Annotated in this window: 17 protein-coding genes; all 17 read left to right on the top strand. The window is 38.1% G+C overall.

Annotation, left to right across the window (positions count from 1 at the left end):
- Positions 1–417 precede the first annotated feature (417 nt).
- The 17 genes from Q1K34_RS13450 (at position 418) to Q1K34_RS13530 (ending at position 16,465) form a co-directional block, all read left to right on the top strand.
- Positions 418–963, top strand: coding sequence for a DUF3347 domain-containing protein (locus tag Q1K34_RS13450; protein WP_083645390.1), 546 nt, complete (start codon positions 418–420; stop codon positions 961–963).
- A 32-nt stretch (positions 964–995) separates the two neighbouring features.
- Positions 996–1,490, top strand: a complete 495-nt coding sequence (locus Q1K34_RS13455) for a DUF305 domain-containing protein (protein WP_241552021.1) — start codon at positions 996–998, stop codon at positions 1,488–1,490.
- Between the two features lie 179 nt (positions 1,491–1,669).
- Entirely contained in the window at positions 1,670–1,801 is a 132-nt protein-coding gene (locus tag Q1K34_RS13460) for a hypothetical protein (protein WP_011709062.1), read from the top strand.
- A 24-nt stretch (positions 1,802–1,825) separates the two neighbouring features.
- Positions 1,826–3,142 carry an APC family permease gene (locus Q1K34_RS13465; RefSeq protein ID WP_083645392.1) on the top strand — a complete coding sequence of 439 codons (1,317 nt, stop codon included), beginning with the start codon at positions 1,826–1,828 and terminating at the stop codon, positions 3,140–3,142.
- A gap of 109 nt (positions 3,143–3,251) precedes the next feature.
- Complete coding sequence (locus Q1K34_RS13470) at positions 3,252–4,931, top strand: multicopper oxidase domain-containing protein (protein ID WP_300439901.1); 1,680 nt, start codon at positions 3,252–3,254, stop codon at positions 4,929–4,931.
- 83 nt (positions 4,932–5,014) lie between these two features.
- Positions 5,015–5,620 carry a hypothetical protein gene (locus tag Q1K34_RS13475; protein WP_083645394.1) on the top strand — a complete coding sequence of 202 codons (606 nt, stop codon included), beginning with the start codon at positions 5,015–5,017 and terminating at the stop codon, positions 5,618–5,620.
- Between the two features lie 11 nt (positions 5,621–5,631).
- Complete coding sequence (locus tag Q1K34_RS13480; protein WP_241552026.1) at positions 5,632–5,829, top strand: SHOCT domain-containing protein; 198 nt, start codon at positions 5,632–5,634, stop codon at positions 5,827–5,829.
- The gene (locus Q1K34_RS13485) at positions 5,826–6,212 is read left to right on the top strand and encodes a DUF302 domain-containing protein (protein ID WP_300439908.1); all 387 of its coding nucleotides are present in this window, start codon (positions 5,826–5,828) and stop codon (positions 6,210–6,212) included. Before Q1K34_RS13480 ends, Q1K34_RS13485 begins: the two co-directional genes overlap by 4 nt.
- A gap of 199 nt (positions 6,213–6,411) precedes the next feature.
- Positions 6,412–6,597, top strand: coding sequence for a hypothetical protein (locus Q1K34_RS13490; RefSeq protein WP_300439911.1), 186 nt, complete (start codon positions 6,412–6,414; stop codon positions 6,595–6,597).
- A 154-nt stretch (positions 6,598–6,751) separates the two neighbouring features.
- Positions 6,752–7,402 carry a DUF2231 domain-containing protein gene (locus tag Q1K34_RS13495; protein WP_300439913.1) on the top strand — a complete coding sequence of 217 codons (651 nt, stop codon included), beginning with the start codon at positions 6,752–6,754 and terminating at the stop codon, positions 7,400–7,402.
- Between the two features lie 149 nt (positions 7,403–7,551).
- Positions 7,552–8,559: a potassium channel family protein gene (locus Q1K34_RS13500; protein ID WP_241552030.1), complete on the top strand. Its 1,008-nt coding sequence runs from the start codon at positions 7,552–7,554 to the stop codon at positions 8,557–8,559.
- A gap of 115 nt (positions 8,560–8,674) precedes the next feature.
- Complete coding sequence (locus Q1K34_RS13505; RefSeq protein WP_241552031.1) at positions 8,675–8,995, top strand: four-helix bundle copper-binding protein; 321 nt, start codon at positions 8,675–8,677, stop codon at positions 8,993–8,995.
- A 159-nt stretch (positions 8,996–9,154) separates the two neighbouring features.
- Positions 9,155–10,672, top strand: coding sequence for a vitamin K epoxide reductase family protein (locus Q1K34_RS13510; RefSeq protein ID WP_300439918.1), 1,518 nt, complete (start codon positions 9,155–9,157; stop codon positions 10,670–10,672).
- A gap of 18 nt (positions 10,673–10,690) precedes the next feature.
- Positions 10,691–11,971, top strand: a complete 1,281-nt coding sequence (locus Q1K34_RS13515) for a trehalase family glycosidase (RefSeq protein WP_011709074.1) — start codon at positions 10,691–10,693, stop codon at positions 11,969–11,971.
- A 6-nt stretch (positions 11,972–11,977) separates the two neighbouring features.
- Complete coding sequence (locus tag Q1K34_RS13520) at positions 11,978–12,529, top strand: hypothetical protein (protein WP_011709075.1); 552 nt, start codon at positions 11,978–11,980, stop codon at positions 12,527–12,529.
- Between the two features lie 74 nt (positions 12,530–12,603).
- Entirely contained in the window at positions 12,604–13,632 is a 1,029-nt protein-coding gene (locus tag Q1K34_RS13525; protein WP_011709076.1) for an SDR family oxidoreductase, read from the top strand.
- Between the two features lie 85 nt (positions 13,633–13,717).
- Positions 13,718–16,465 (top strand): heavy metal translocating P-type ATPase, encoded by a 2,748-nt coding sequence (locus tag Q1K34_RS13530; protein WP_011709077.1) that lies wholly within the window; start codon positions 13,718–13,720, stop codon positions 16,463–16,465.
- Positions 16,466–16,613: the final 148 nt, after the last annotated feature.

Below are 16,613 nucleotides of genomic sequence, written 5' to 3' on the forward strand. Positions count from 1 at the left end.
AATTATATAGACATAGTGATTTAAAAACCACTTTAAATTATCAGGCAAATTTTATCCATAGGGATGCTGATGAAGCTTTGGATAGTGTTATCAATTTTTGATTTGGTAATTTGAAATTTATTATTCCTTCTCCATAGAATCTATAATTCATTTCTTATAAAATGTCACTTTTTTGTTAAATAAACTTAATTGTGAAAGTTTTTCCCATAAAAACATAAGAAATTGATTTCATCGATTTTTAATTTTGCTATTCCTTAGAAGCAAGCTCACTTTAATTAACCTTTAGCTAAAATATATTTATCTCTCTCAATTCAATCGATGTTGAGAATTATAACAAATACTACAATTTTTTAATTAATTTAAATAAATAGAGGTGTAAAAAAATCAACCTAACCAATTAACCAAACCATTAATATTATGAGATCTATCATTAAGTTGGGAATTGCTCCCTTATTAGTTTTACTATTAGCTTCCTGTGTGGATAAAAAAGAAACCCAATCTGTCGAAGTAAACACGCCTCAGGAAGTGAAAAAAAATGAAGAAAAAACCGCAGATGTTGCCGATCAGGATTTTATAGATGGTATGACGGGGAAGATCTGGCATAACTATCTTGAAATCAAAATGGCACTTACCAATGATGACTCCGGCCAGGCAAAGGATGCAGCGAAAAGTATGGTCGATTCTTTCTCAGAAGATCGTGCAGAATTAAAATCAATTGCTGCGCAGTTGGGAGACACTGACGATATTGAGGAGCAGAGAAGGTTATTTTCAAAGTTTACAGAATTGGCTGGGCCTATGTTTGAGGAAGCCCTATCCGGTGGGACCATTTACAAGAAATTCTGTCCTATGGCTTTTAATAATGATGGTGCATACTGGTATGCTGATGTAGAGGAGATTAAAAATCCATATTTCGGTGATAAAATGCTGAATTGTGGTTCCGTAAAAAAAACTATAGAAAAGTAAAATTTCCCAATAAACCTTAAAAACCCAATTAGATGAATTCAGAAAATAACAATAACCACAAGTCTGGTGGAAGCAATTATGGTCGGTTTTTCCTAATGCTTGGTCTGTCCTTTTTAGCTATGTATATCACGATGTACATGAATACATATGAGTTTGACCATGTATATTTTAGTTTAACCCGCTTTTATATGACCTGTTTGGGAATTGCAGCTATGGCAGTGATCATGTTATCTCTTATGCTGAAAATGTATAAAAACAAAAAAAAGAACATCGCTATTTATATTGGTAGCCTGGTGTTATTTATTTCGGCCTTAGGTCTTGTAAGAGCACAACGACCTATCATTGGGGATGTTTTATATATGAAGGCTATGATCCCCCACCATTCCATTGCGATATTAACCAGTAAAAGGGCAGATATTAAAGATCCTGAAACCAAAAAACTAGCCGAGGAGATCATTGAAGCACAGAAACGCGAAATTGCCCAAATGAAGAAGATCATTTATCGACTGAAAAACGAGGAGAATTAATCTGAATATTTTACAGCTCTTACATTAAGGAAGGAAATCTCTTGGAGAGAGTGAAGTTAAAAATTAAGAAAATTATATGCGAGAACTGATAAAAATGAATTTGCTAGATCTCTTTCTTATGGGAGTAAGTACAGTTTTTAGTCAACAGGAAAGACGAATACCAGATAGATTTTGGCTGGGTGAATGATCTTCCTGAAGGTTCAAATTTTGAAAATGAAACTATCTGGCAAGTGGGGATGGAATATGTAGTGAGCAAAACAATCCAGGTAATTGGTAGTTATGATAACCGCTTTGGGGCGGGACCGGTTTAGAAATCTGGTTTTAAGATATACAATATGTCAAATTACAAAAAAAACAGTTTAAGTCTGATAGGAGCCATTTCTATGGGTACCAATGTTATGATTGGTGCAGGAATCTTTGCGCTTCTTGGTCAAGTGGCAGAACTTTCTGGTGAGTATTTTCCAATAGCTTTTATTGTGGGTGGAATTATATCAGGATTTAGTGCTTATTCCTATAACAAGATGTCTAATGCGTATCCATCTGCAGGAGGTATCGCCATGTATTTGGAGAAAGCATATGGAAAGGGACTTGTAACTGCTTTTGCAGCTTTACTGATGACGTTCTCTATGATTATTAATGAAAGTCTGGTGGCCAGGACCTTTGGTAGTTATACTTTGCAATTGTTCGATGCGCCAAAAGACAGTTATCTCATTCCCGTTTTAGGAGTAAGCTTACTCATTTTAGCCTTTGTAATTAACATTTCAGGTAATAAAGTAATAGGGAAATCCTCCCTAGCCATGGCGATCCTCAAAACCGGTGGATTATTGATCTTTGCCGGAGGAGCTATATATGCTTCGGGTTTTGTAGTATCAGATTTAGTACCTTCAGGAGATACCGGCGGGGAAAGGGGAGTTATGGAATATCTTGGAGCACTTGCCTTATCGATCCTCGCTTATAAGGGTTTTACGACGATCACCAACAGTGGAGGTGAAATTGTTAATCCGCATAAAAATGTAAGCAGGACCATTGTCATATCTTTATTGATCTGCGGGGTGACCTATTTACTGGTTTCCTGGGGGGTTATTTCCAATTTAAGTATTCCTGAAATAATTGAAGCAAAGGATTATAGTCTTGCGGAAGCATCGAGGCCTTTATTTGGCCAATTTGGTTTATGGTTTACGGTTTCTATAGCCATAATCGCTACGATTTCAGGGGTTATTGCCAGCGTATTCGCGGTGTCAAGAATGACGGCTATGCTTACCGATATGAAGCTAATCCCACATAGCCATTTTGGCATGAAAGGAAGTATTCAAAAGCATATGCTGGTGTATATTATAGTAATTGCTATTGTGCTTACTATCTTTTTCGATCTTTCCAGGATAGCCTCTCTTGGGGCAATTTATTACTTGGTTATGGATATTATTATTCACTGGGGGGTGCTTACCAAAATGAGAGAAGATATAAAGGCGAAAGCTTGGATCGTAATTAGTGCCATAATTCTGGATCTAGTGGTATTAAGTTCTTTTGTTTTTATTAAAATAGAAAGGGATCCTGCACTTATTTGGATAGCATTTGGTTCTATGTTGCTCATTTTTCTAGGTGAAAGATGGTTTTTAAATCGAAAACTTCCGGAAAAAGGGTTGACGAATTAGGAGCTGTTAGTTTGTTACGACTTTTAAGTTGTCTAAGTATCTAAAATTTAAGCGGGGCTTTAACCTTCCTTGTGCTGAAATTTTTACGAATGCAATTCAAAATAATATAATGATAAAAAAAAACGTAAACAGAAGGAATTTTATACAAACTGCAAGCCTGGCAGCTGCAGGTTTCTATGTAATGCCTTTTTTTGCCTCCTGTAAATCGGATGCCTCCACCCGGCATCCCGAGACCGTAAATAAAATGAACAAGGATTTTATTGCCGATTTAGATCTACAACTTACCGCATTACCTTCCCAGACCGGCATCTATCCAGAAAGTAGTACCAAAACATATTCCTATAGAGCATCTATTATAAAAGGTAGTGAAGGTAATTTACAAAATATAGAGGGTAGCTATTTAGGACCTGTTATTCGGGTAAAAAAGGGCGATAAGGTTAGGGTGAGGTATGAAAACCAGATTCCGGCCGAATCTATTGTACATTGGCATGGCCTGCACGTGTCTCACGAGAATGATGGCCACCCAGAGCATGTAATAAGTGAAGGCGAAACCTATTATTATGAATTTGAAGTGATGAACAGGGCTGGAACGTATTGGTTTCACCCACATCCGCATAAACATACAGGGGAACAGGTATATAAGGGACTGGCAGGATTGTTTATCGTATCTGATAAAGATGAAGAAAAATTAAATTTACCCCAGGGTGAATATGATATTCCCGTGGTAATCCAGGACAGGACTTTTAATGATAATAGGCAGCTCCAATACCTAGGTGATGGAGAGATGGATCGAATGCAGGGTTTTTTAGGTGAGCAAATATTGATCAATGGTAAAATTGATAATACCCTGAACCTGGGCGCAAACGGGAAATATCGTTTAAGGCTCTTAAACGGTTCCAATTCCCGTGCCTATAAATTGGCATGGGATCACGGCGAAGCGATAACCGTATTGGGTGTAGATGGAGGTCTGCTTAAAGCGCCAAAAAGAATGCCTTATTTAATGCTAGGGCCGGCCCAACGGATAGATGTTTGGTTGGATTTATCTCAACAGTCAGAAAATAGTCGTATTAAACTGGTCCATTTACCTATCCCACTGGAGATGATGGGTGGTGGCATGATGAATGGCGGGATGATGGGAAATAGCAGTAGCAATCACTTGCCTTATGACACTCAGTTTGATATTCTGGAAATAAAGGTGGGGGCTTCCGCAGAAAACAATGCTCAATTACCTGGTGAGCTCAGTTCTTTCAATACATTGGCAGCCACAGATGCCATTAATAAAAACAACCCCAGAACTTTCACTTTTGCTATGGGCGGAATGATGAAATGGACCATTAATGGGCGTATCTATAACGGCACTGAAGTAGCCGAAGAAGAGACTGTGAAATTAGATACTACCGAAATCTGGCGTATCAATAATGGAAACCAGTTTTCTTCAGATTCTGATGATGACAGCGGAATGATGGGTGGAGGAATGCATGGCAATGGTGGAATGATGGGCGGTCAGGGAGGCATGGGTAATATGATGCAAATGCCACACCCGGTTCATATTCACCAGCTACAATTCAATATTCTTAACCGGAAGACTGAAGAAGTAGACCAGAAACTCTGGGAGCTTACTAAAGACGGTTTTATTAACGAAGGCTGGCAGGACAGTGTTTATCTATTGCCAGGTATGCAAATGGATTTGATCATGCGATTTGAAGATTTTAAAGGATTGTTTCTCTACCATTGCCACAATCTGGAGCATGAGGATATGGGCATGATGAGAAACTTTAAAATAGTTTAGCAAATACCGGAATCGAGGTTATCCTTGAAAGCTTAGTATTATTTAAAACAAAAACTTTTATCAACCATTTAAAACAAATTACAATGAAAACAATTTTAAAAGTAACTTTTTTAGTAGGAACTATTGCGACATTCATAAGTTGTAATGCAACTTTTAATGCCAGCGAAGCGATGGAAACACAGCAAAACAGAAATGCGGTTTATCAGGAAATCATCAGCAATCCGGCTCAATTCAATGAGCTTTTGGATCTGGCTGCCAACAATGAAATGGCAAAGAAAACATTGATGCAGAACCATATGCAAATGATGGAATCAGGGAAAATGGAAGCCATGATGAAGAAGAATCCTGAGATGAAGGAGAAAATGAAAAAAATGATGCAGGAAAAGATGGAAAAAGATCCCGAAATGAAAGAAATGATGGGGAAAATGATGATGAAGAAAATGAAGGAAAATCCAGAAATGAAAGAAAAAATGATGCATGAGATGATGCATTCCATGGAGAAAGATCCTGAATTCAGAAAAAAAATGATGCAGGGAATGATGAAAAAAATGAAAGAAAACCCTGAAATGATGAAGGAAATGATGGAAAAAATGCATGACGATCCTGAAATGATGGAAAAAATGAAACAACATATGGACAAATCCAAAAAAGAAGGGGAGAAGCATAAAGACCATAAACAGAAACCATAATTTTTGAAATTATGATGATGTACTGGTGGATTTTAATAGGAGCTGTTGTTCTGGCCGCGATTTTATTGCCCGTTAGTCGTTGGAAAACAAAGAATGAAAACAACCTCGAAGAGCCTTTGCAAATCCTTAAAAAAAGGTATGCAAAAGGTGAAATAAGTAAAGACGAGTTTGAAGAGCAAAAAAGTATTCTTAAAAAAAACAGATCATGAATTACTATTTTAATAAAACGATAAAAGGAGATTTTGAGCAGGTACTCGAAAAAGTTACCCAGGAACTCGAAAAAGAAGGTTTCGGGGTTTTAACCGAAATCAATGTTACCGAGACTTTAAAGAAGAAACTGGATGTAAATTTTAGGAATTATCGCATTCTGGGGGCTTGTAACGCTCCTTATGCGCATAAAGCATTAAAAGCAGAAGATAGGATTGGTACCATGCTACCATGCAACGTTATTGTTCAGGAAAAGGAAGCCGGGGAGATAGAAGTAGCCGCAGTTAACCCTATAGCTTCTATGCAGGCCGTTGATAATGGAGATTTGGGTGAGATAGCCGAAGAGATTAAGGAGAAACTGGAAAAAGTTATTCATAATCTATAGTTTTTATTGATTAGCTGTTTTTCTATCTTAAAAGTGCTTTTATCATCCTGTCCTGATGTTTAGGTAGTTTTAAGGTCGGCAAATTACCCTGATTTATCTTGAAATAAGATTCTGAACCGGGTCCAGAAAGAAGTTATTTTTCAGTTAAAAATACGTTACATACAAGCAATATTTTAATAAACCTTTAAAAATAAATATCATGAAAAAATTAAGAATTCTAATGTTGGTCTTATTTGTGGGAGCTTTTAATCTTACGATGCTCTCCTGCAGGGAAACTACTGAAGATGACCACGTTGATATGGAAATGGAACATGGAGAAATGGAAGATGATGATATGGAAATGGGTCATGATGAGTCTATGGACCATGACGATGAACATGAATAATAAGTTTGAGGAAAATGGAGGGATGGTCTTAAGTATTAATTAGTTGAATTTCTTTTTCTCCCTCCTTTTCTTTCATTTTTAGCTTCTGTAATTATTATTAATCAGGCCAATTATAATAGGAGACAGGTATTGGTTATTTTAAAAATTAAATTTTATGAAAAAAACCGTTCTTATATTTTTTTTGATGTTCTTACCCATACTGGGAGGGGCACAGGATGATGAGCACTATCATCATAACCACGAAGAAGATACGATCCAACAGGTTGACACTATAGATCTGGAGAAAGAAGTTAATGCATCAACCAAACTTGAAAATAATCAGGATAAACCAGTTAAAGCTAATCTGGATGACTTCCCTAACCTGCATCCTTTAGTAGTACATTTTCCAATAGTACTTTTACTTTTAGGTGGGATATTACAATTAATTCAACTTTTTGTTCTTAAAAGAAACCTGGACTGGGTAATACTTCTATGTGCCGGTGCCGGATTTATAGGAGCTTATGTTGCAGGAGTGTATGCGCATCCTCATACCCATGATCTTAGCGAAATGGCAAAGAAGGTTTTAGAACAGCATGATATATATGCAGAATGGACCATTTATGCCAGTGCCCTGGCAGCCGTTTTAAAACTTGGAAGTATCTTCTTGATTAAAAAGAACCGTATTTTCGAAATTGCGGTTTTCTTGGTTTTGGGCTTCGCTGCGTATTCTGTATCTGAAGCAGGACATTATGGTTCTCAATTGGTTTATATAGAAGGAGTAGGGCCTCAAGGCGATTACCTCGAATCTGAAGGACATGGACACTAAAACCTGTATTTTCCTGCTTATATCATTTACTAAACATGGTCAGATATGAGTGTACAAAATAGCTATAATTAAAAGTTCACCGTTACTAGTGTATTTTATAATGACAGGATTGAATTCTATTTAAAACGATCTGAGTAATAATTTATGATATGGCAATATTTCTGGCTTTAGGGCTCATTATTTATATAGCTACAGTACTGGATATACTTCAAACGACATTGTCTATGCAAGGAGGAGGCTGGTTAACTAGTAGGTATTCTCATCTCTTCTGGAAACTTTTTCTTTTTATTTCCGGTGGTAATGGTAAATCAAAAATCTTATCTCATGCAGGTTATATATTGTTGATTTCAATTGTTTTAATCTGGGTATTTTTATTGTGGTTTAGTTTTGTCCTTATTTTGATATCACAACCTGGAATTATTGTTAACAGTAGCACGCAAATTCCTGCAGATCTTTTGGAAATTATTTATTACAGCGGATATACCTTATCTACCCTGGGCATGGGAGATTTTATAGCTGCCGGAAATGGGGGCAGGATTCTCACCAGCTTTTATTCTTTTACCGGCCTCATTCTCTTAACTATGTCGGTCACATATTTCATCCCTGTACTGTCAGCAGTTATAGAGCAACGAAAACTGGGAATAAGACTTAGCATATTAGGGAGCAGTCCTGAAAAAATAATCCTAAACTTCTGGGATGGTAAAAGCTTTCAATCCTATACTTCTAAAGTTGACGAACTATCTGGATCAATTATAAAATATAGTCAGCAACATAGGGCTTATCCCGTAATTCACTATTTCCATAATCACAAAGAGAAGAATGCCATTATTTTACAACTTGCTAGACTTTACGAAGCCTATCTTATTCTAGCATTTAACTTAAATGATAGGGTAAAACCAGAGCAAGGAGACTTACGTCCATTAGATATTGCTTTCGAGAATTATTTTGAAGTTTTAAAAGAGGTAACGCATATAAATGCCAGTAATGAAACTCCAGCATATTCAACCCTACAAAAATTAGAGGAACTTAGTTTAATTGACAAGTCCAAGGGGAATCACGCGTTAGACACTAAGTCTGAAGATCTTCGTAAAATTTTTCTAACCCTGGTACAGCAGGATGGATGGACTTGGAATCAGGTAGACACAAAAAAACCTTAAATATTCTTTCCACAAGTTAAATTTATTTAAAACTGAAAGATCTTACCATAATTTTATAAGTATCGGTTTGAACTCATTTCTATCTTTATGGTATAACCATAAAAATCAATTAGTTATGAGAAATGAAAAATTAATTACTGCATTAGGTAATTGTATCAACCATTGTAATTATTGCGCAGATGCCTGCCTTGGAGAAGACGATGTTCAAAAAATGGTAAAGTGTATCAGGCTGGATCGAATTTGTGCTGAAGCATGTGCTGCTTTGAATCAAATTCTTGCGGTGGATGGTGCAGAGGTAACCGGCCTTGTTAAATACTGCAAAGAAATATGTAGGAAATGTGCTGACGAGTGCAGCAAACATGAAACACAGCATTGTAAAGATTGTGCTAAAGCCTGTGAAGAATGTGAACGCGCCTGCGTAGAGTTTTTGGCGTAAAATCAATTTATAGTTAAGGCCCCATTAAATTTTCAATAGAGAATTTATTTCTCTGGAGATTTTGTGGGGTTTTTTATTTAACAGGTTTATTCTAAGTCTGATTGATTGAATTTCTGAAATAAGGGAAAGGAGTCTTATTATAATATAATTATTTTCAATATGGCAGATCAAAACCACGAAAAAAAGGCTGAAACACCTGGAATGGGGAGTCGGGGAGTAACTAGACCCATGGCCGAGAAAGAAATGAAGAAAGGAAAGGACGATGGCGAGGATAATGGGATGGACAGAATGAAAATGCTGCACATGCACCATAAGCAAACCCTCTGGATTTACTGGTTGCTTATTCTTCTGGGAGCATGGTTAGTAGTTTCCCCTTTTTCATTTGATTATGGAAAAGATATAGTACAGCCATCAGGAGGAAGATCTATCTGGCTGAGTGACGCAATGCGGGTTCAGATCATGCAGTGGAGCGATATAATCAGCGGATTGCTTCTCATGTTCTTTGGATGGCGTTCCCTAACGCCCAACCGACCTATAAGTCTTTGGATTGCCTGTTTTATAGGGATTTGGCTGAATTTTGCTCCGGTAATATTCTGGGCACCCAATGCCTATATTTATAATAATGATACCATGGTAGGGGTAATGGTTATTGCATTGACCATTCTTATTCCTGGTATGCCGAATATGATCACCTATATGAAAATGGGATCAGTAGTGCCTCCGGGCTGGAGCTATAATCCTTCCAGCTGGCCCCAGCGGTGGATCATGATCGTGCTAGCTTTTTTTGGGTGGATTGTTTCCCGTTATCTCGGAACATTTCAGTTAGGATATACAGACTTTGCGGCAGATCCTTTCTTTGGGGAGAGCACGATGAAAATATTAAATTCTAATATGTCCCATTCTTTGCCAATTTCAGATGGAGCTTTTGGGGCGCTTGCTTACACCTTCGAATTTTTGATGGGCTGGATGGGAAGTCCTTCCAGATGGCGAACTATGCCATGGATGGTTACGTTCTTTGGGATCTTAGTCATTCCTTTAGGCTTGGTCCATATATTTCTGGTGATATCCCAGCCTATTATAGTTGGAGAATGGTGTACCTTTTGTTTGTTGGCCGCGGCTATTATGCTGCCAATGATCCCGCTGGAACTTGATGAGGTAATCGCAATGGGGCAACATATGGTGCAGGCGAAAAAGAGAGGAGATAATATGTGGGAAGTGTTCTGGAAAGGTGGAGAAGCTTTTGAAAAGAATACAGATGATCGTACTACTGAACTTATGGAATTTCCCAACAAACCAGTAGCCGTTTATAAATCTTCCATTTGGGGAATGAGTGTTCCATGGACGCTGGCAGTTTCAACTCTTTTAGGTATTGCAGTAATGTTTGCACCGGCAGTATTCGGGGTAAAGATTCAAACCATGCCTTCTAATATTTTCCACCTTAGCGGTTCTCTTATTGTGGTTACTTCGGTAATATGTATGGGAGAGATTGTTCGTCGCGGAAGATATTTTAATATTCTGCTTGGATTAGTTCTCGCAATTGGGCCATGGCTGGTAAATGGCAGTACTTTAGGATTGCAAATAACCGGTTTAGTTGCAGGCTTATTGGTAGCCGGACTTTCTTTCCCACGTGGACCGAAGAAAGAAGAATATGGCCTCTGGGATAAATACGTAAAATAGAAACTTATTTGCATTCTAATGAGCGATGAAGAGCTTTTAAAAAAAGTCAGGGAAATTATCTATGAGAATATGGAAATGGCTGAAGAGGATGATAGCCCACGTTATCATTACACCCGGCCTGCTCCAGATAGGTATCCCTACCAATTCTTTTGGGATACCTGCTTTCACGTTTTTATTCTGGTCGCTATAGATGAAGTTGAAATGGCTGAGAAGCATATACATAGTTTGTTAAGACTTCAGGAGGAGGATGGTTTTATTGGGCATATGATCTATTGGGACCGATTGAAACCAGGTAGATGGGCAGATATTTTTCAGTCGAAATTCAGTTATAAAAACTTCCTTAACAGTCATATGAGTTCTCTTATCCAGCCACCTCTTATTGCACAGGCAGTGAGCAGAATTGTTAATGCTTCGGGTGATCTGGAATTTTTAAAGCAAGTACTTCCGAAGTTAAAAAGATATTATAACTGGCTGGCTGAAAACCGTGATTTTGAAGGTGATCATTTGCTTAGTATCATATCACCTTTCGAATCTGGCATGGATTGGAAACCCACTTTCGATGTTCCGCTAAATTTTAAAGGAAAGGCCAATAACTTGCTTTACATGAAGGTCATTTGGGTGGATTTTCGAAATTTCCTGAATAATTATAATCTGAAAAAGATTTATAAGAAGAGCTATTTCCTGGTTAAAGAAGTGGGTTTGAATACGATTTATGCACAAAATCTTCAAAGCCTGGGAGAATTATGTGAAAAGGTAGATGACAGGGATGCGCAGGTATTTTATAACAGGGCAAAAGAAGTAACAGAAAGCATTGTTACGATTATGTATGATAAGGAAAATAAAGCATTTTACGATGTGTATGGGAAAACAGATAAAAAAATAAAAATTCTAACGCCTACTGTTTTTTATCCTGTGGTGCTTTCTGGAATATCTGAAAAAATTAAGAAACAGGTGATTGATAAACATTTAGTGCAGGGTGACGAATTTAATTCAAGCTATCCATTGCCATCTGTAGCTTTAAATTCATCTGCGTTTAATCCGAAGGAATCGCTCTATATATGGCGGGGTCCTACCTGGATTGTGCATAACTGGTTTTTACACCAGTACTTAAAAAATAATGGATACGAGGAACTTGCTGGAAAATTGACCTCCAGTATCAAAGAGCTTATTGAGAAAAGTGGTTTCAGAGAATATTACAATCCGCTAACTGGAGAAGGTTACGGTGCTCAAGATTTTACGTGGGCAGGCCTTGTTATAGATATGATGAAGGGAGAAAGAGTTAAATCCAATTTAAACTGAAAAGTAATGGGTATATGGGGATGGATAAAGGAATTTTGGCAAAGTCAAGAGCAAAATTCAGGAAGCAGATTAAAAGATAAAACTTATAGTAGCGAAAATAGATTTGATTCCCCGGAGCTTGCCAGGGAAAAGTTTGTTCGCTCTAAGCAAAAGTTGTTTGATGTGAACAGATGGTCTGCATTACCAGAGATTTCAGCAGAATTTCAAATTTATAATGCTGAAGGTGAAAAAATGAAGGAGCTGGAGATACATGATTATATAAAAATTGAATTACCAATACCTTCACCTGAGAATTGGGTGTATGTAACCGATATAAAAAATGAAGAAACTTCAGCTGAATTTACCGTAAGTCCCAGTAAAAGTCCGGTGGGCGTTATACATTTGAATAAGGAAATAGAACATTTTTTTATTGATGAAGCCACCAGTACTTTCAGGGTTACTTTAGAAGAAAACTCTATTAAAGGCTTTGAAATTGGTAAAAATCAAGGTGTAAATAATAAAGGAGTATCTGCGGGCAAAAGAAAATTAATCAATACCCTTATTGCTGAAGGGACATGAGCTGGTTTCCAGAAACTTCAGTAGAAAAAGTTGACAAAATATTTTGTACACGAAATTGAAATAAACACCAAACTATGAAATTATCAGATAATAACAGAAGTGGCCTTAATGGATGTGTTGTAATCACCGGTGGCTCTGCTGGAGTGGGTAGGGCAACAGCAATAGAATTTGCGAAAAAAGGAGCTAGAATTTTACTTATTGCCAGAGGTAAAGATGGACTGGAGGGCTCAAAAAGGGATGTTGAAGAATGTGGTGGAGAGGCATGGATCTATATTGCCGATGTGGCAAATGCTCGTGAGATGGAAGAGGCAGCAAGCTTTGCTGAAGAAAATCTTGGTCCTATTGCTATTTGGGTCAATAATGCCATGGTGAGTGTTTTTAGCAAAGCGATAGATATGAATCCGGAAGAATTTTCCAGAGTTACCAATGTAACTTACCTGGGGCAGGTTTATGGAACCCTGGCTGCATTAAAAAGAATGAAGCAGAGAAATTATGGGAAAATTATTCTGGTAGGTTCTGCGCTTTCCTATCGCGGTATTCCACTGCAGTCTGCTTACTGTGCTTCCAAACATGCCATTCAGGGATTTTTTGAATCATTGCGTGCGGAGATAATACATGATAACCTAAATATAGATCTTTCCATAGTACATTTGCCGGCAATGAATACCACCCAGTTTGGTTGGGTAAAGACCAGGTTTGACAAAAAGCCTAAACCCATGGGTAAAATTTATCAACCAGAGGTCGCTGCAAGAGCAATTGTAAATGTGGCTAAATCTGGGGTTCGACAGAGAATGGTAGGATATCCCACCATTCAGACTGTTTGGGGCAATAAACTAGTACCTCAATTTTTAGATCATTATATGGCCAGAAATGGAGTTGATGGGCAGTTGACCGAAAATCTAGAGGATGCCGATAGAAAACACAATCTTTGGGAACCAGTGGCCGGGGATCACGGTGTTCATGGTAGTTTTAATAACACCGCCCAAGATTACAGTAAATTTGATCAAGTTTATGAACACAAAAAAGTAATTGGAATTTTTGGAGTCGCCATGTTGGGAGCGGTATTTCTCACTCAGTTTATAAAAAAAAGCGATAAAAACTAGGGTTTGTAATGAGATGTATTATTCTGAAAAGTCTGTCCCAGAATTAAATGGTCGGTTTCACGATCAGGATGAAAAATAAAGGAAAATGAAACATACTTATAAAATTACCGGCATGACTTGTAATGGTTGCAGGTCACATGTAGAAAAATCCTTGAGCAAGGTCAATGGGGTCACTCAGGTTTCTGTTGATTTAAAAAAGGAGGAAGCAGTGATTGAAACGAAGGAACATATTCCTTTGGAAAGATTTGAGCGTGCCTTAGAGGGAAGCAATTATAATATAATGATGCCGGGAAAAACTGATCAATCTGCCGGGCAACTGATGAAACATTCTTATAAGATTACGGGAATGACCTGTAATCGCTGCAGATCTCATGTGGAAGAAACCTTAAATACGGTGTCAGGTGTTGTAAATGCTGCTGTAAACCTTGAAAAAGGGGATGCAGAGATCAGTATGAAAGAACACATTAAAGTTGATGTTTTTGAAAAAGCCCTACAGGAGCACGGAGGAAATTATCATATCATGCTCCCCGGGGAAAAACAAGCAAAACATAAGCATCAGTCTGAAGATAAAACACCAATAGGTAAAGGAACCGGCACATGGTATTGTCCCATGCATTGCGAAGGAGAAAAAACTTATGATAAACCTGGCGATTGCCCGGTCTGCGGAATGGATCTGGTGGAGCAAATGGATTTGAGTTCTCCTTCTTCAGGAGGGGATGAATATACCTGTCCCATGCATCCTGAAATAATAAAAGATGAATCAGGAGATTGTCCTATTTGCGGGATGGATCTGGTTCCCAAAGAACCACAGAGTTCTGCTGAAGAAAAAGGTTATAAGACACTTTTGAAGAAATTCTGGATCGCAGTAGCATTTACACTTCCTATTTTCCTGATAGCGATGTCTGAAATGATTCCCGATAATCCACTGTATGACCTGGCAGATATGAAGATTTGGAATTGGATACAGTTCGGACTTTCCCTGCCGGTGGTTTTTTATGCAACCTGGATGTTTTTTGAACGTGCTTACAGGTCCATTAAAACATGGAATCTGAATATGTTTACCCTAATAGGTATCGGAGCGGGGGTAGCCTGGATATTCAGTGTGTTTGGTATGCTATTCCCCAATTTTTTTCCTGATCAGTTTAAGACTGAAATGGGAACCGTACATGTTTATTTTGAAGCCGCCACCGTAATACTCACTTTGGTTTTAATGGGACAGGTTCTGGAAGCACGTGCTCACAGCAGAACTAATTCAGCTATAAAGGAATTACTAAGGCTGGCACCGAATAAGGCTGTAAGAGTGGTTGATGGGGTAGAAGAAACAATTTCCGTAGATAAGATTCAGAAAGGGGATGTTCTAAGAGTAAAGCCCGGCGATAAAATCCCGGTAGACGGGACCATCAAAAAAGGCAAATCCAGTATTGACGAATCCATGATCACCGGAGAACCTATTCCTGTAGATAAACAGGAAGGCGATAAGGTAAATTCCGGTACCATAAATGGCAATCAAAGTTTCACCATGACTGCGGAAAAAGTTGGAAATGAAACCTTGCTTGCGCAAATCATAAAAATGGTAAATGATGCCAGCAGGTCACGGGCGCCTATCCAAAAACTGGCTGATAGAATCTCAGCCTATTTTGTGCCTATCGTGGTAATTATTTCTGTAGTAACCTTTGCTGTATGGGCAATCTATGGCCCCGATCCTGCCTATGTTTATGCGCTTGTAAATGCTATTGCGGTATTGATCATTGCCTGTCCCTGTGCTTTAGGTCTGGCTACACCTATGTCTGTGATGGTGGGAGTTGGTAAAGGTGCAAAAAACGGGGTTTTGATCAAGAACGCCCGTGCGTTGGAAGAAATGAACAAGATCGATGTGCTTATAATAGATAAAACAGGAACTATCACCGAGGGTAAACCTTCCGTAGAAAAAGTTGTTTCGGTTTCTTCAGAATATTCTGAAAAGGAGCTCACCCGCCTTATCGCTTCTGTAAATGCACAAAGTGAACATCCGCTGGCTAATGCAACTGTTAATTATGCGAAAGCGGAAAAAATCAAATATGGCGAAGCTTCAGAATTTAATTCGGTTACCGGGAAAGGAGTTACGGCCAATTTTGAAGGAAAACAACTGGCGCTTGGAAATGAAAAATTAATGCAGGCTAAAAATGCTGAAATTTCAGAAGAAATAAATAATCAGGTTACTGCGGAACAGGAAAAAGGGAAAACAGTTTCATATCTGGCAATAGATTCAAGTATTGTAGGATTTGTGACCATTTCAGATAAGATAAAAAGAACCAGTAGGGAAGCATTATCCGAACTTCAAAATGAAGGTATTAAGGTGATCATGCTTACCGGGGATAATGAGAAAACAGCTTCAGCCGTGGCAAAGGAATTAAACCTGGCTGATTTTAAAGCGGGTATGATCCCGCAGAATAAAATGGAGGAAGTAAAAAAACTCCAGGCGGAAGGTAAAAAAGTAGCCATGGCTGGAGATGGTATTAATGATGCCCCTGCACTGGCACAGGCGGATATTGGCATCGCTATGGGTACAGGGACCGATGTAGCGATTGAAAGTGCCGAGGTCACTCTGGTGAAAGGAGATTTAAAAGGAGTGCTTAAGGCAATCAAACTCAGCGAAAAAGTAATGCGGAATATTAAAGAGAACCTGTTTTTTGCTCTTATTTATAACACCCTGGGTGTGCCAATTGCTGCGGGTGTATTATATCCATTCTTTGGGTTATTACTTTCTCCTATGATCGCGGCTCTGGCCATGAGTTTTAGCTCGGTTTCAGTTATTGCCAATGCCTTGAGGTTAAGAGGAGCAAAATTGTTGTAGAATATATTTAATCTAATTCTAGTGAGAGACACACGGATTATTTTAGTTATACGAAAATAGGATATCGAAAAATTTTAGTAACATATTAAACCATATAAAAATCCTTGATTCAATATACGCACTTGTCTTTTGCACAATCTGTGCATTG

Origin of the sequence: Christiangramia sp., assembly GCF_029937855.1 — a bacterium.
Classification (GTDB): domain Bacteria; phylum Bacteroidota; class Bacteroidia; order Flavobacteriales; family Flavobacteriaceae; genus Christiangramia.

What these genes read in the sequence shown, in the direction of transcription:
- Q1K34_RS13515 (WP_011709074.1), top strand. Translation starts at nt 10,691, where the DNA reads ATGAGCGATGAAGAGCTTTTAAAAAAAGTCAGGGAAATTATCTATGAG.
- Q1K34_RS13455 (WP_241552021.1), top strand. Translation starts at nt 996, where the DNA reads ATGAATTCAGAAAATAACAATAACCACAAGTCTGGTGGAAGCAATTAT.
- Q1K34_RS13510 (WP_300439918.1), top strand. Translation starts at nt 9,155, where the DNA reads ATGGCAGATCAAAACCACGAAAAAAAGGCTGAAACACCTGGAATGGGG.
- Q1K34_RS13500 (WP_241552030.1), top strand. Translation starts at nt 7,552, where the DNA reads ATGGCAATATTTCTGGCTTTAGGGCTCATTATTTATATAGCTACAGTA.
- Q1K34_RS13505 (WP_241552031.1), top strand. Translation starts at nt 8,675, where the DNA reads ATGAGAAATGAAAAATTAATTACTGCATTAGGTAATTGTATCAACCAT.
- Q1K34_RS13530 (WP_011709077.1), top strand. Translation starts at nt 13,718, where the DNA reads ATGAAACATACTTATAAAATTACCGGCATGACTTGTAATGGTTGCAGG.
- Q1K34_RS13525 (WP_011709076.1), top strand. Translation starts at nt 12,604, where the DNA reads ATGAAATTATCAGATAATAACAGAAGTGGCCTTAATGGATGTGTTGTA.
- Q1K34_RS13495 (WP_300439913.1), top strand. Translation starts at nt 6,752, where the DNA reads ATGAAAAAAACCGTTCTTATATTTTTTTTGATGTTCTTACCCATACTG.
- Q1K34_RS13450 (WP_083645390.1), top strand. Translation starts at nt 418, where the DNA reads ATGAGATCTATCATTAAGTTGGGAATTGCTCCCTTATTAGTTTTACTA.
- Q1K34_RS13475 (WP_083645394.1), top strand. Translation starts at nt 5,015, where the DNA reads ATGAAAACAATTTTAAAAGTAACTTTTTTAGTAGGAACTATTGCGACA.
- Q1K34_RS13485 (WP_300439908.1), top strand. Translation starts at nt 5,826, where the DNA reads ATGAATTACTATTTTAATAAAACGATAAAAGGAGATTTTGAGCAGGTA.
- Q1K34_RS13470 (WP_300439901.1), top strand. Translation starts at nt 3,252, where the DNA reads ATGATAAAAAAAAACGTAAACAGAAGGAATTTTATACAAACTGCAAGC.
- Q1K34_RS13490 (WP_300439911.1), top strand. Translation starts at nt 6,412, where the DNA reads ATGAAAAAATTAAGAATTCTAATGTTGGTCTTATTTGTGGGAGCTTTT.
- Q1K34_RS13520 (WP_011709075.1), top strand. Translation starts at nt 11,978, where the DNA reads ATGGGTATATGGGGATGGATAAAGGAATTTTGGCAAAGTCAAGAGCAA.
- Q1K34_RS13480 (WP_241552026.1), top strand. Translation starts at nt 5,632, where the DNA reads ATGATGATGTACTGGTGGATTTTAATAGGAGCTGTTGTTCTGGCCGCG.
- Q1K34_RS13465 (WP_083645392.1), top strand. Translation starts at nt 1,826, where the DNA reads ATGTCAAATTACAAAAAAAACAGTTTAAGTCTGATAGGAGCCATTTCT.